This is a genomic window from Moritella sp. Urea-trap-13 (genome assembly GCF_002836355.1).
In the GTDB taxonomy this organism is placed as follows: domain Bacteria; phylum Pseudomonadota; class Gammaproteobacteria; order Enterobacterales; family Moritellaceae; genus Moritella.
Window position 1 is genome coordinate 1462003 of the sequence record NZ_PJCA01000031.1, and the last position, 14098, is coordinate 1476100.

11 protein-coding genes are annotated in these 14098 nt (G+C 42.0%); all 11 read right to left on the reverse strand.

Going from position 1 to position 14098, the window contains the following annotated elements:
- Positions 1-166 precede the first annotated feature (166 nt).
- The 11 genes from CXF93_RS14525 to CXF93_RS14575 all read right to left on the reverse strand — a co-directional run bounded on the left by CXF93_RS14525 (position 167) and on the right by CXF93_RS14575 (position 13849).
- Positions 167-718 carry a nitrous oxide reductase accessory protein NosL gene (locus CXF93_RS14525; protein WP_369832218.1) on the reverse strand — a complete coding sequence of 184 codons (552 nt, stop codon included), beginning with the start codon at positions 716-718 and terminating at the stop codon, positions 167-169.
- A 32-nt stretch (positions 719-750) separates the two neighbouring features.
- Positions 751-1569 (reverse strand): ABC transporter permease, encoded by an 819-nt coding sequence (locus CXF93_RS14530; protein WP_101063194.1) that lies wholly within the window; start codon positions 1567-1569, stop codon positions 751-753.
- A complete protein-coding gene (locus tag CXF93_RS14535) occupies positions 1566-2555 on the reverse strand; it encodes an ABC transporter ATP-binding protein (protein ID WP_101063195.1) in 990 nt (329 codons plus the stop codon). The genes CXF93_RS14530 and CXF93_RS14535 overlap by 4 nt, the downstream gene beginning before the upstream one ends.
- The gene (locus CXF93_RS14540) at positions 2552-3964 is read right to left on the reverse strand and encodes a nitrous oxide reductase family maturation protein NosD (RefSeq protein WP_101063373.1); all 1413 of its coding nucleotides are present in this window, start codon (positions 3962-3964) and stop codon (positions 2552-2554) included. Before CXF93_RS14540 ends, CXF93_RS14535 begins: the two co-directional genes overlap by 4 nt.
- A 117-nt stretch (positions 3965-4081) precedes the next feature.
- Positions 4082-5986, reverse strand: a complete 1905-nt coding sequence (nosZ, locus tag CXF93_RS14545) for a TAT-dependent nitrous-oxide reductase (protein WP_101063196.1) — start codon at positions 5984-5986, stop codon at positions 4082-4084.
- Between the two features lie 90 nt (positions 5987-6076).
- Positions 6077-8263 carry a transcriptional regulator NosR gene (nosR, locus tag CXF93_RS14550; protein ID WP_101063197.1) on the reverse strand — a complete coding sequence of 729 codons (2187 nt, stop codon included), beginning with the start codon at positions 8261-8263 and terminating at the stop codon, positions 6077-6079.
- 273 nt (positions 8264-8536) lie between these two features.
- A complete protein-coding gene (locus CXF93_RS14555) occupies positions 8537-9805 on the reverse strand; it encodes a glycine betaine/L-proline ABC transporter ATP-binding protein (RefSeq protein ID WP_101063198.1) in 1269 nt (422 codons plus the stop codon).
- 1 nt (position 9806) lies between these two features.
- A complete protein-coding gene (locus CXF93_RS14560; protein WP_101063199.1) occupies positions 9807-10697 on the reverse strand; it encodes a proline/glycine betaine ABC transporter permease in 891 nt (296 codons plus the stop codon).
- A 107-nt stretch (positions 10698-10804) separates the two neighbouring features.
- Positions 10805-11809, reverse strand: coding sequence for an ABC transporter substrate-binding protein (locus CXF93_RS14565; protein ID WP_101063200.1), 1005 nt, complete (start codon positions 11807-11809; stop codon positions 10805-10807).
- Between the two features lie 175 nt (positions 11810-11984).
- Positions 11985-12461, reverse strand: coding sequence for a MarR family winged helix-turn-helix transcriptional regulator (locus CXF93_RS14570; protein WP_017221247.1), 477 nt, complete (start codon positions 12459-12461; stop codon positions 11985-11987).
- Between the two features lie 170 nt (positions 12462-12631).
- Positions 12632-13849: a BCCT family transporter gene (locus tag CXF93_RS14575; RefSeq protein ID WP_101063374.1), complete on the reverse strand. Its 1218-nt coding sequence runs from the start codon at positions 13847-13849 to the stop codon at positions 12632-12634.
- Between the last annotated feature and the right edge of the window lie 249 nt (positions 13850-14098).

Sequence of the window (14098 nt, forward strand, 5' to 3'; positions counted from 1 at the left end):
CACATAACAACGGAACTGTTTGTGTGTTTTTTACTACTTATTCCCCCTTCATTTTTTAATAAAATGCCTTATTACACCCTCTTATCACATTATCTCAAAGCATAATACAACGAGCTATATAACAGTAAACGCAGCTTGTTTAAGCTACGCTCACCATAGGCTCTAATTAAAGGTCTGCAAGCGTAATATCAGCAAATTTATACAGTTTACCACCAAATTCCTGTGCAAAAATTTCAGCATCCGATTTAGTACTAAAACTACCTAACGTCTGCCCCATCGCACCTGTCTTGCTTGAGCCAATAACAAACCAAGCCTGTTTAGCATCAATAAAGTGCTCATCGTTTGGTTGGCCCCAAGGTGTTTTACTCATGTCATGCACAAAGACTTCTTTCACTTGACGTTTGTTTTCAGGTTGAAGAATAAAACCAAACAGATCCCGCGTAGAGCAAAACTTGTTAATATTGTCTTGGTTGGCAGTATAACTTTCGCCTTTCGGCCCAGGGAAATTACTGATTGTCATGCCACATAAATGGCAGCTATCCGCTTGTTCAATCTTTACCGCTTGCTGCACCATCATTTTTTGCTCGCTTTGTTCACCGCAACCAACAAGGGTGAACAATATTACTAACGACATTCCTAATGGCTTTCTTAACGACTTTCCTAACGATTTATCTAATAGTGTTCCTAATAAAAAGCCTTTTAATTTCGAGTTAAACATACCTGTTCCTTCATTAATTTAATGCTATTGAGCTAAAGTTTCTTATTGGCAAACACAACTCTCGCCACCGTTAAAGGCACGAGGACCCACGCCACCATGATCGTCATTAACACCGAGATAGATTGGCTAGAGTTAATCGCCACCGCAATCACGCCATTGACATCGCCGCTATCTAGCGCCGCTAGGTTAATTAAGCGAAACACATCGGCAGGATTAAACATCATCACATTGACTAGCCCTTGTTGAGTCAAACCATCATCGACCCCCACTAACGCCGCCAGTAACGCCAAATCAAATACCAATACAAAGAAAAACCACACCAATAAGGCGATACCAGCGGCTTTTGATTTCTCATTCACCGCAATGCTTATCACGTAAGCCACGCTGATAAATACCAGCCCAAGCAAGGTTGCAGTGACAATGAATAATCCAAAGGCAGCAAACACTCCCTCAAATCCAGATTGCAAGCCAATCATAACGGCAGCACTGCCAAAACCCAGTACCGTCGCTAAGGTAATAATGGCGCCTTGGCCGACAAACTTGCCCAGTAACAGTTGTCCCTTACTGAGCGGATACGTCAGTAGCAACAGTAAGGTGCCCGCTTCCTGCTCGCCGACAAAGCTGTCGTAACTCAGTAATAATGCAATAAGTGGGATCAAAAATACTGCAAGGCTAGATAAACTAGCAATCGTTGAAGACAGCGAAGCGCCCCCCTCACCACCCGATGCCGCCGCGCCGTAATAACTCAAGCCTAACGATAAAATAGCAAACACCGCGGTAATAGACACAAACCAACGGTTTCTTAACCCGTCTTGAAACTCTTTTGTAGCAACTGCTAAAATAGCACTCATGATACGACTCCTTTCGTTGCAGTCACAGTGACACTAACAGCTGCATTAGCCGTTTCAGCAAGCTTTACAGCTGTACTAGACAAACTTTGAATAGCGCTAGCATGAGCCAAATAATGCTGATACAACTGCTCTAAACTAGCCGGTTCGACACTGATATCAAGTATACCGTCATACGCCATGACCTGCTTTAACACACTAATTTTTTCATGCTCTTGCACATGTAAACTACCGTTTTCTTGGATGAAAGGGGTTAATAGCGGATCGGCACTTAATTGCGTACTGATACCCCGAGTCTGAATAATCACCGGTAAACGGGCTTGTTGACGTAATTGTGCCAAACTGCCAATCGCAATAGCTTGTCCGCCCGATAAGATCATCGCCCGTTCGATATGTTGTTCAACACCTGGTAATACGTGAGAGCATAAAATAATACTGGCACCACGCTGCTTTAAGCTGTCTACCGAATGATAAAACTCTTGGGTTGCAGTGGGATCGAGACCCACTGTAGGTTCATCAAGTAACAACAATTTAGGCTCACCAAGAAAAGCTTGCGCTAAACCTAATCGTTGGCGCATGCCTTTCGAATAGGTTTTAACCTGACGTTGCATCGCATGGGTCAAGCCTACTAACGCCAGCAACTCAGCAACTTGACTCCGTGGCACCGACTTTAATTTGGCAAAATAACGTAATACTTCCACGCCAGTGAGATGGTCATAAAAACTCACATTTTCAGGCAGGTAACCGATATGGCGACGATCTTGCCAGGCTTGTTTTGACTGCGGATCTCGACCAAAAATAGTGACATCACCACTGCTGGCTTTTTCAATACCTAAGATAACTTTCATCATGGTGGTTTTGCCGGCACCGTTGTGGCCAAACAACCCCAGTACTTCACCTTCTGCAAGCTGAAGGGAAATGTTGTTTAATGCTTTTAATTGCTGAAAATGCTTACTGACATTGGTCATTGCTACAATTGAAGAGGTCATAATGAGTCTGTTGCCTCGCTATTTTTTGTGAAAATATTCTTGGTTAAAGAGTCGTTATTAACTGCCGCGCTGCCTGAATCAACAATGCTGGCAATACGGCTCTGCATCATTAATGGGTGACTGTCTTTTACACCGCCGGGTTTTAATATCGGAAATTGATTTTGTACCCAACGTAATAACAATACCGCCGGACTATCGAGTAACACTTTCGCCTCAGGGTATTCCCATACCATCTTATCAATACCGTCATTCGGTTCAAATGCGGTATCACCTTTGCCGTCACCATTTAAGTCCCAACCGAGATAATTACTCCAGTAATTACCGATGCCATCAACACTCCATTCTTGACGTTTATTGGACACGTATTTCACTTGAATGGGGTTATTAATAAAGTTGTTACCATATACTTTTACATTCTCAGAACCCGCGGTTAAATGAATACCAATCTCGGCAGTATCAACAGTATTGTATTTGATGGTGTTGTAACCTGAGTTGTAGATGAATAGCCCTTTACCATCACGTCCTAACACCTTGTTTTCAGGCTTGGTCCAAACGTCTTTTACGTGATTGTTGGAGATCTCCGAAAAGGTAATGAAATTAAGTAAAAAGCCATAGTCTTCGGTATTCAAACTGCGGTTTCCCGACACGATTAATTTACGCGAGCTCATTAAGGCATAACCCACTCGGGCGTTATATGAGAAGTTATTCACTACCTTGTTATTATGCGAATACATGTAATGCACCCCAAAGCGCAGATCATGCAGGGTATTATTTCTGAGTTCATTATCTTGGCTGGAAATAACATACAGACCATCACGGGTCTCGCTTACCGTATTACCTTCGACTAAGGCCTTGGTCACCATAGAAAGCTGAATACCATTGCCGCGATCAGCGGTACGCAATTTGGCATTACCTGAGATTCGATTGTGCTTGATTAATACATCTTGGCTGCGTTGCACCCAGATACCGAAACCATCACCCGTTAGCGTATTGTCTTGCACTGTGATGTTAGTGGACTTTTTGTCGGTATAAATACCCGAGTCCTGCTCTGTTAAGTCTCTGCCCCAGTTAATAATAGTCAGGTTTTTAATAGTAATATTTGAATTGCGTAACTCAATGCCATGACCTACACCGTTAGCATTAATCACCGCGCGATTTGCACCCGCTAGGCTCTCTGTTTCACCAGCAGTACTGCCTATTTCACCACTAACAGTGATGCCTTGATTAACGATGAAATTACCGATGTATTCGCCCGCTGCAATAATGACAACGTCGCCATCATCAGCACGATTTAACGAGGCTTGGAGATCGTCATCAGGAGTAACATGAATGTTTTTCGCCAAAACAGCCAATGGCACACTGAGCAATAATATAAACCACGCTAATACGGTAAATGCATGTTTAGCCATTAACATTCTCTTTTCAGTCATAAAAAGATAATAACAGGGAGTCTTCACTGTGCGACTCCCTGTTATTTAATAAGACTTAACCTATTACAGGTCTATGCCTTATCGCCTTTATTAACGTTATGCTTCAACGAGCATACGACCACGCATTTCCATGTGTAAAGCATGACAGAACCAATTACAGTAATACCATTGCACACCAGGTTTGTCGGCTATAAAGGTGACTGAAGCTGTCGCTTGTGGACCAATCTCCATCTGCACACCGTGATTGGTCATGCAGAAGCCATGAGTAACGTCTTCAACCATATCCAAGTTAGTAACCACAACCGTCACCTCATCACCTAACTTGACTCTGAACTCATTCATGCCATACACAGGCGCAACAGAGGTCATGTACACACGTACCTTGTTACCATCACGAATAACTTTGTTATCCGACATCGGATTAACACCATCAGCTTTCGCCATTGCTACTGTGTCTGCGAACATAGGATCATCACGGGTCCACAGTTTCTGTGGTTTCACTTTACTACGGTGCACCATAATACAGTCATGTGGTTCTGCGAATGCCGGACCATCGTGTACCAATTTCATTTCATCACCGGAAATATCAATTAACTGATCATTTTCAGGACGTAAAGGACCCACAGGTAAGAAACGGTCTTTCGAGAATTTACATAAAGACACTAACCATTTGCCATCAGCATCACGGGTCTCACCTTGTGATGTATGGTTATGACCTGGTTGATAATGCACATCGAGTTTTTGCTTAATGTAATTCACTTTTTCGCCGTTGTGCGCACGGATCGCTTCTTCGACATCCCATTTGGCAATTTGGCTATCAAGGAATAAAGTTGTATAAGCAAAACCACGGTTATCAAAGGCAGTATGCAGTGGACCTAACCCCAGTTCCGGCTCTGCCACTATGCTATCGCGTGGTTCAATTTTGTCATCAAACAAGGCATCAAGTTTATCAATGGCAATAATAGATACCGTTGGCGATAACTTACCATTAGCGACAAAATATTTACCATTTGGTGAGGTATTCATTCCGTGTGGTGATTTTGGCACTGGGATATAACGGGTAAGATCAGAGCCTTTACGGCCATCAAGTACTGGCACATCATTACCATTGTAGGTTTTAAATTTACCGGCTTTTAGCGCCGCTTCACAACGCGCTAAACTGAATACCACCACATGGTCGCGCTCAGCAGAAATCATTTCCCCTAAGCTCATGCCCATTTCAGAGTTATAACAAGTTGATGCGAAATATTTACCGTCATAATCAGCATCGGTATTATCTAGATTACCGTCGACCATTACTTGGAAAGCCATTTCCATGGTTTCTGCATTAATGACATTGAACAATGAACGGTATGTGCTTACGTCTTCCATTGATGCTTTACCATCATTATTCATTGGAATTTCGAATTCACCATTACAGATCACATATTTGGTGTGCGGCACTTTTTGTACCCGCAAGCCATGAATAGCTTGCACGTTAGGCACCGTAATCATCTTGTCCGTTTTCATCACATCACAGCGGATACGGGCAACACGAGAATTGGCTTTGTCATTAATGAACACATACTTACCGTTATAACGGCCGTCAGTCATACTCATGTGAGGATGATGTGAATCACCCGCCAACAGATGGGCACTGTCACCTTTAATACGTTTACTTTCGTTTGTTAAACCCCAACCTGTCGCACTATCAATATTAAACACAGGAATACGCATTAATTCACGCATTGAAGGTACACCCATGATACGGACTTCGCCAGAATGACCACCACTCCAGAAACCATAATACTCATCCAGTTCGCCAGGATGTACTACTGGGCTATTGGCATATTCAACACGCTTGGCTTGCGCCATTGATGAAAACATTGCCGCGGACATAGGGGCTAATACAGCGCCCGCACCTAACATAGCGGTTTTGCTAAATAAACTACGGCGATCAGCATTTTCTAGGGTTGTTTCTTCCGATACTTCAATATTGTCGTTTTTTTTATTATCAATCATAAGACTCTCCGTGATATTAAAATTGTTTTATTTTGCTGCGACTAGGTGTTCTTTATTCGATTTTTGATTAAGTGCTCTTTATTCCATTTTTTATTCAGTGTTGGTAATGGCAATGATTTGCTCATCACTGATTTTTCTTTTCTTTCTTGCCAATTTTTTCAAGGGTGGGCATTTTTCCTCATTGAAATACGTCACCTGACAATCCAGACAGTAATGGCACTCACGCATGTTGATCACACCATTTGGCTGTATGGCTTGAATTTCACACTCTTTGGCACATGTTTTACAAGGTTGACCACATTCAGAACGGCGTTTAAGCCACTGGAATAAACTCAGTTTGCTAGGCACAGATAAAGCCGCGCCTAACGGGCATAAATAGCGACAAAATGTTTTACGATTAACAAGGCTAGTTAAGATCATCAGACTTGCCCAGGCAATAAATGGCCATTCCCGATCAAATTTTAATAAAAAGGTGGTTTTAAATGGTTCGATTTCCGCAAACTGCTCCGCCATCGCTAATGAATCTAGCGACATACCAAACAGAGCCAATAAGATCAGATATTTGATTGCCCACAAACGTTCATGCACGGCATAAGGTAATTCCAGTTGCGGTAATTTAATAAACCGACCAAACACATTCACCAATTCTTGCAAAGCACCAAACGGGCATAACCAGCCACAATAAACCGCCCGTCCCCACAACAACATGGTGACAGCTGCTGCGCACCACAAAATAAAGATGATCGGGTCAAGCAAAAATAGATCCCATGAAAAGTCATGCATCAGCGCTTGTAAAAAGGTAAACACATTAACAATGGATAACTGCCCACCCCACGACCAACCGATGAGTACCACGGTGACGACCAGAAAACCATGACGTAAGTTATGCATAAATTTAGGATGTCTAACCAACACATCTTGGAAGAACAAGATCAGTAATAATACGATGAGTAAAGCAATCAGGAGCACGACCTCGGTATGACGTTCTTGCCATACTTGCTGAGTCAGGGTTAATTCGGGTTCTGGCATAATTGCAGGCGGGGTATCAACATATTTTTCCAGCATGGCATACTGGCCTTTAAAGCTGTTAAATAAGCTGTCTACAGGGCCGGTTTGACGACGAACTAACAACTCGAACGCCCATTCAGCACCGGGATCAAACTCGTGATGCGCTTCGATTTTAAATACTGACATTTCTTTGAACGTTGGCGCGCCAGCAATGAATATATCGGTCACCCGCTCATGCTGTAAGTCTCGAAATGAAATAGCATTGTCTTGCTGATGGATTTGGATACGGTCAAAAATACCGCCGCGCACATAACCCGAACCTTTAAATGAGTAACCATTACCAAATACCCCGATCAAATGCTCACCCGGTTTCAGGGGATCGGTTAACCATTGGTAATCAGTCGCGCTAAACAAGTTTTTACCTATGGTGGGAATATCAACAAGGGTGTAATAGATCTCGGCAAACATATCTTGTTTTTCATCAGCACTGGCTTCATCTACGTACTCTGCAGCAGTCCCTTCAAAACTGTTATCAACCGCGTTACGATCCAGATATAACTTACGAATAGAGCCATCACCCGTTAACTGAGTCCAATCAGCGGCGGTAAATAATTCAGTTTTTATGGTTGAAATAGGTTGGATAATACCGTTGGACGTTTCGATAATAGCCAGTGCTTGCGCGACTTTTTTGGCCGATTTGGTGATGCCAACATTCATCACCATAACAGTAACAGTAGCGCCGGAAAGACCATCAATGGCGATGTAGCCTTCGTTCTTATTACCACCGACCTTTAATCTATCGCGCACGGATAAACCAGCATATTGATCCGTGAAAGCCCATAACTTGCTCTCAGGAATACCAGCAAGAATAATCGGTTCATGATGTTCTAATACTTTGGCCGTGAGGTAGGCACCTTGTGGATCGATAGCCACCAGCATATTGACGGGTTCACCAGAATAAGCAGGGATCTTAGCAATATCGTTGGTTTCAAAAGCATAACCTAAAACTTCATCGTTTTTACGTACTGTCCAGATAGGGTAACCACCGACTTTGGTTGGGGTTTTATCCGAAATCGCAGTGGCATCGGGGAATTGCGCCTGAATAAACGGCATAGGATCTTTGGGGGGACTAACAAACAGCGCATAACTTGGCGGAATAAAAAAAGTGACCATCAACAGCAGCACAGTGATAGCAGCTAAGGCTCCTTTCTTAAGTATGTCTTGCTGAAATATAGTTTTTTTATTCACTAAAGAGTTAAAAATAACCACAATAATCGTCCCCTAATTTGCAACTCATGAGGAATAAGTTGCTGTCCATAAGGAGTATAGTAAATAGTCTGTTAATACTAGCGAATGACTTTAGTCAATTACCCACTAACATCCTTATCATTCAATAGAATATATTAGCGTTAATTGATTTCGATCATTTATTGATTATTGATACTGGTTATTGATATTAGTTAATGCCCATTACCTCGACCGAGCGTAATGGGCATTTTTATATTTAACTTACTCGTAATACCACATCATAATGCCGTCGTATTAAGCGTAAGTTGACTTCTTGTCCTTGTCCTCCTCCACGCTAGGCTGATCACTTAATACATCTGCCAGTGTAGAACGACACAGATTGCCTTCGACTTCACCATCAATATTCAATACCGGTAATGGCAATATATTATCCAGCATTTCAGGAATAACCGTTTCGATTAACGCATCACTTTGTACCGCTGGTACGTCATCTAATAACGACGCATCAAGGACATTGCTGTAATCATTTTTATCGACACCGTCTAAAGTATCTTGGGTAAGCACCCCTTGATAACCGTCTTCGTTTACGACATAGCCATAATCTTGTTTTGACTTACGCATTTGTAAAACAGCTTCACCGATTGTTTCTGCCGAAATACGGCAGATTTGCGGCTGCATCACGGTTTCCACCGTCAATGCACGCGCACGGTTTACATCTTTAACAAAGGCTTCAACATAGTCATCAACCGGATTAAGCAAAATATCAACCGGTTCACCTTGTTGCACTAATACCCCATCACGCAAAATTGCAATGCGATCACCTAAGCGTAATGCTTCATCAAGATCATGGGTAATAAAGATAATGGTTTTATGCAGTTTTTCTTGCAGTTCAATCAGCTGGTCTTGCATTTCACTGCGGATCAACGGATCCAGTGCTGAAAATGCTTCATCCATTAACAGGATATCAGCATCGGTACACAGTGCGCGGGCTAAACCGACACGTTGCTGCTGTCCACCAGACAGTTGTCCTGGATATTGATTGGCATAACCATCTAATCCTACGGTTTCCAACCACTCTGTTGCCTTCTGTTTCCATTCAACCTTTTTAACGCCCTGTACTTGCAAACCATAACCAATATTTTCTAATACGGTACGGTGTGGCATCAGTCCAAAACGTTGGAATACCATCGACATTTTATGACGACGGAAATCTTGTAGGTCTTTACTCGTTAGTTGCATGACATCACTGCCCGCGACTTCTATCTCACCGGATGTCGGTTCTATCAAGCGGTTAAAATGGCGGATCAAGGTTGATTTACCTGAACCTGACAAGCCCATGATCACGAATATTTCCCCCGGATAAACATCCAGATTAATATTCGATAAACCAACGGTATGACCGGTCTCAGCTAAGATGGCATCTTTTGATTTACCGGCTTTAACTTGTTCGAGTATCTTTTTTTCATCTTTACCAAAAATTTTGTATAAATTCTTAATACGAATTAACGGACTTTTACTCGGACAATTAATGTCAGTTGAACTGCTCTTGTTATGCGAATTCATATTAGTGCCCTCCTAAATTTTGTAATGTACGTTTTGCATAACTTTGCGAGATCCGATCAAAGATAATCGCTAATGCAACAATCGCTAAACCATTCATCAAGCCAAGGGTGAAGTATTGGTTGGTAATTGATTTCAATACCGGTTGACCTAAGCCTTTCACACCAATCATCGACGCGATAACTACCATAGCAAGCGCCATCATAATGGTCTGGTTAATACCCGCCATAATATTAGGCATGGCCAGTGGTAACTGCACGCCAAACAAACGTTGCGTAGGACTGGCACCATAAGCCGTTGCGGCCTCTAATACTTCTTTGTCAACAAGACGTATACCTAAATTGGTTAGCCGGATCACTGGCGGCACGGCGTAAATAATAACGGCGATAACGCCGGGAATTTTACCGATACCTAATAACATCACCACTGGGATCAAGTACACAAAAGCGGGCATGGTTTGCATAATATCGAGAATGGGGGTCACAGTTGACTGCACGCGGTCAGAGCGTGACATCGCGATCCCAATTGGAATACCAATGAGTATGGCGAGTAAAGTGGAGACTAGAATAATACTCATGGTACGCATGGTGTTGTCCCACATACCAAAGAAGCCAATGAGGAAAAAGGCAACTGCAACGCCTAAAGTTAATTTCCATGAGCGACTCGCGACATAAGCAAATACCGCTAATACAGCAACCACTAACCACCAAGGGCTGCCAAGTAATAATTTTTCAAACCAAATAAGAAAAGTAAGTAAAGGATCAAAGAATGCTTCAATACTATCACCGTATTCACGCGAAAAACCGCGATAAGCGCCATCCAATGTTTTTCTAATATCAAGTAATTGGTGACGATCTAGCTGCGGTATTTCCGAAAGCCATGAACTGTCTGACATATGATTTGTTTCCTAAGATGAAAAAGCCCGAATCGCTCGGGCTATATATACCCAAGCTACTGCAAATGCACAATCTGCATGCTGAAGTAGTCGGGTATAGTGAAAGGCTATAGCTCTGAGACTGCTTTCTTGATTTTTTTCGCGGTAGCTGAATCAACCCACTGTGACCAGGTATCTTCATAGTTGGTAATAAAGTGTTCAACACTGTATTCACCGTCAGCTTGTTGATCTTCCATCCAAGCAAGTAACTCATTCATCTGCGCATTACGGAACGAGCGGGCAGCAAGATAAGCCATGACTTCAGGTGCTCTAGCCGCAAATTCTTCTGTCACAACAGAGTCTACTGCAGATGGCGGATACATGGTTGCTTTCGGTGTTAAGCAATCATTTTGGGTGATACATTCTTTGAAATGTTTTTCATCTATACCGGTACCAAAATCAACCTTAACCATTTTGTATTTACCCAATACAGCGGTCGGCGCCCAGTAATAACCAAACCAAGCTTCTTCGCGCTCATAGGCTTTGGCAATCGAACCTGACAAACCAGCGCCTGAACCTGGGTCAATTAAATCAAAGCCAGAATCAGCAAGATTCATCGCGTCAAAGAGTTGTGATGTTGAAATTTGGCAATTCCAACCGGCAGGGCAACCCATAAAGGCAGATTTACTAGGGTCTTCTGGGTGTTTAAATAATTTTGCATTAGCTTTAATGCCAGCAATAGTGGCTAAGCTTGGGTCTTTCTCAACCATATAGGCAGGAACCCAAAAACCTTCTTCACCGCCATCGCTAAGGGTGACACCAGCATAACGAATACGCCCATCTGCAACGCCTTGATCAAGCGCCGATTTCATCGAGTTACTCCAGAATTCTGGGGCAATATCAGGCTGACCTTTTTCAATCATAGCCGTGCCCGTTGGCATGGTATCACCAGGGACAAGTTCGGCGTCACAATCAAAGCCATGCTCGAGAATGAAGCGGTCGATATTAGCGATTAAGGTAGCTGAATTCCAGTTCATGTCAGCAATAGTAACAGTGCCGCATTCACTAGCATTAGCGAAGGTAGAAAGAGAGGTTGAAGCGATAAGTAGGGTCGTAGCGAAAGTCTTCCGCATATTAATAATATCCTTATTATTGTTATGAAGTATCAGCAATACTACAGTAAATTGCTGCTAAAAGCTTAAATAAGTACCAAAAACCGTAAACATCCGTACAAAATTCTTAAAAACATTTACGGTAAGCATTTATAAATAATGATTAAAACAGGGTAAAATCAGTCAAGTAATTACATTACTCTTCGGCCTGTATTTGGCCAACCAATAGTACCGGTGCAGCATCTAGTTTTTCCGCATCCATCATAGATGCAATACGTTCGACAGATGATAATAGTTGGCTCTGTTCCCATTCTTCAAGGTTCTGATAACGGGTAATAAAATGCTCTTGCAGTGGTTTAGGTGAACTGCTTAATAGCGTCTTTCCTGCATCACTCAATGATAAGTGCACTTTACGTTTATCGGTTTTACTGCGCGTTCTGACCACCAAATTTCGACTTTCAAGTCGGTCGATAATGGTTGTCACTGTCGCGGCACTGAGTGCGATCTCTTTGGCAATATCTTTTGCTAACGGCGCATCAAGCAAGGCAATATTTTGCATTACCATAAGCTGAGGACCGGTTAAGCCTGATTGCTTATTTAACTGGCGAGAATGTATATCAATGGCCCTAATTACACGGCGCAATGACACTAATAGCTCTTCGTACTTTTCCATAAATATAGCCTAAATTGATAACCGAATAGATAACAGGTAACCGAATGGATAACATGTCATTTTCCGCAACAATAACAGAAATTAACTCGACTCACACTGCAAATATAAAAAAGACAAAATAACGCCTACACGTTATTTTGCTTGTTACCAAAATAGGCACTATTTATATGTTAGTTAGCCAATTCAATTTTATCAAAATCGATTTCATTCTCTTTTGGTGACTGCTCAATAGCCGCAACCTGCTGGTATTTTTTCGCTAATATATACACGAAACAGCCTAGAATAAGCGCGATAGCTAATGCTCCAACCCACTGGATTTGTAAGAAATCCAATTTGAACAATAATGTTAAGCCACTCATCAGGGCAACGTTACCTATGATGTATTTAGCCTTACCAAAACGTTCTACAGTTAAGTTTAAATTATCAGTATACAGTCGTACTAATGAATCCAACGAGTTGATCACAAAGGTGATGCCCACTAATATCATCGCCAAGTTATAGAAACCCGTTGTCGCGATTTCATTAACACTGTAGTAATAAAGTACCGAGAACCATACTGCGATTGGAATAGACGGGAATACCATCATTGCAATTAGTACTTGGTAAGTCTTCATGCCGCCAACAAAACGCGACGTGAATTGACCAATCATGATGCTCCAAGAGAACCACCAGAATAAGTAAAATTCATGGTAATCATTCATTGGTAAAACAAAGTGATGCAAGTTACCAAAGTAATCGCCAATCAAGGCAAACGTCTTGGTGAATTCACTCACACTTGAACCTTCAGATAGGAACGCGCCCGCCCACATCAATACGATAAGGCCCAAGAACAACCAAGTACTGGCTAAACTTAAGATTCGTACATAACGAATACTGGTGCTTGAATAAACCGCAGCTGCGATAACCACAAACACAATCAGGTAGAAACTACCCACTATCGTTTCGCCATCGCCTAATTCAGGTAAATACCAAGGTAAATTAGTCAGTAACAAGTAAGCAGTAAAGGCACACGTACCGATAATGATAAAGTTATTGACGAATTTGATTAGTGGGATCTCAAAGAATTTTACTCTTGGTTCAATAACACAAAAATAGAAACAAGTTAAAAAGTAGAATGCCCAAATTAAGAATGCCCAGAACCCAAATTCAATCGCCAATGGATTACTAAAGCTGTATTCAGGACTAGCTGCAAGATTTGCATAACCAGCAAATTCAGTCAGCGGGAACATGATCAGTCCCACGTCCAAACCAGAGGTAAATAGAATAGCGATAAACGTGAATGTACGTACGGGGGTGACACCAACGCATTTCACATTACCCCAACGGTAGATCACAAATGCAATTGCAGCAAAGGTAAATAAAATACCTATGGTAAGCCAACTAGTCATCATAAATTAAACTCCATGTAATTTTGTATAAAACACAAGTTTGATCCCTCTTGTGTTCTAATATAGCCACCTCAACGTTTAAGTTAGGCTCTTTTTAGATAGCACTAACCCTCAAACCTTAAATATCATATTGCAGATATTTAAACCCTGATAAATTGAGTTTGGCGTTAAAGACCATTCAGCCAGAACGGCTTAGGCTGGTCAGATACCTAAATAGCTAATGCGCCATTTTCATCACGCATTAACAGT

Coding starts and splice junctions, on each gene's coding strand:
- CXF93_RS14525 (WP_369832218.1), bottom strand. CDS start 718: ATGTTTAACTCGAAATTAAAAGGCTTTTTATTAGGAACACTATTAGAT.
- CXF93_RS14530 (WP_101063194.1), bottom strand. CDS start 1,569: ATGAGTGCTATTTTAGCAGTTGCTACAAAAGAGTTTCAAGACGGGTTA.
- CXF93_RS14535 (WP_101063195.1), bottom strand. CDS start 2,555: ATGACCTCTTCAATTGTAGCAATGACCAATGTCAGTAAGCATTTTCAG.
- CXF93_RS14540 (WP_101063373.1), bottom strand. CDS start 3,964: ATGGCTAAACATGCATTTACCGTATTAGCGTGGTTTATATTATTGCTC.
- nosZ (WP_101063196.1), bottom strand. CDS start 5,986: ATGATTGATAATAAAAAAAACGACAATATTGAAGTATCGGAAGAAACA.
- CXF93_RS14555 (WP_101063198.1), bottom strand. CDS start 9,805: ATGAATTCGCATAACAAGAGCAGTTCAACTGACATTAATTGTCCGAGT.
- CXF93_RS14560 (WP_101063199.1), bottom strand. CDS start 10,697: ATGTCAGACAGTTCATGGCTTTCGGAAATACCGCAGCTAGATCGTCAC.
- CXF93_RS14565 (WP_101063200.1), bottom strand. CDS start 11,809: ATGCGGAAGACTTTCGCTACGACCCTACTTATCGCTTCAACCTCTCTT.
- CXF93_RS14570 (WP_017221247.1), bottom strand. CDS start 12,461: ATGGAAAAGTACGAAGAGCTATTAGTGTCATTGCGCCGTGTAATTAGG.
- CXF93_RS14575 (WP_101063374.1), bottom strand. CDS start 13,849: ATGACTAGTTGGCTTACCATAGGTATTTTATTTACCTTTGCTGCAATT.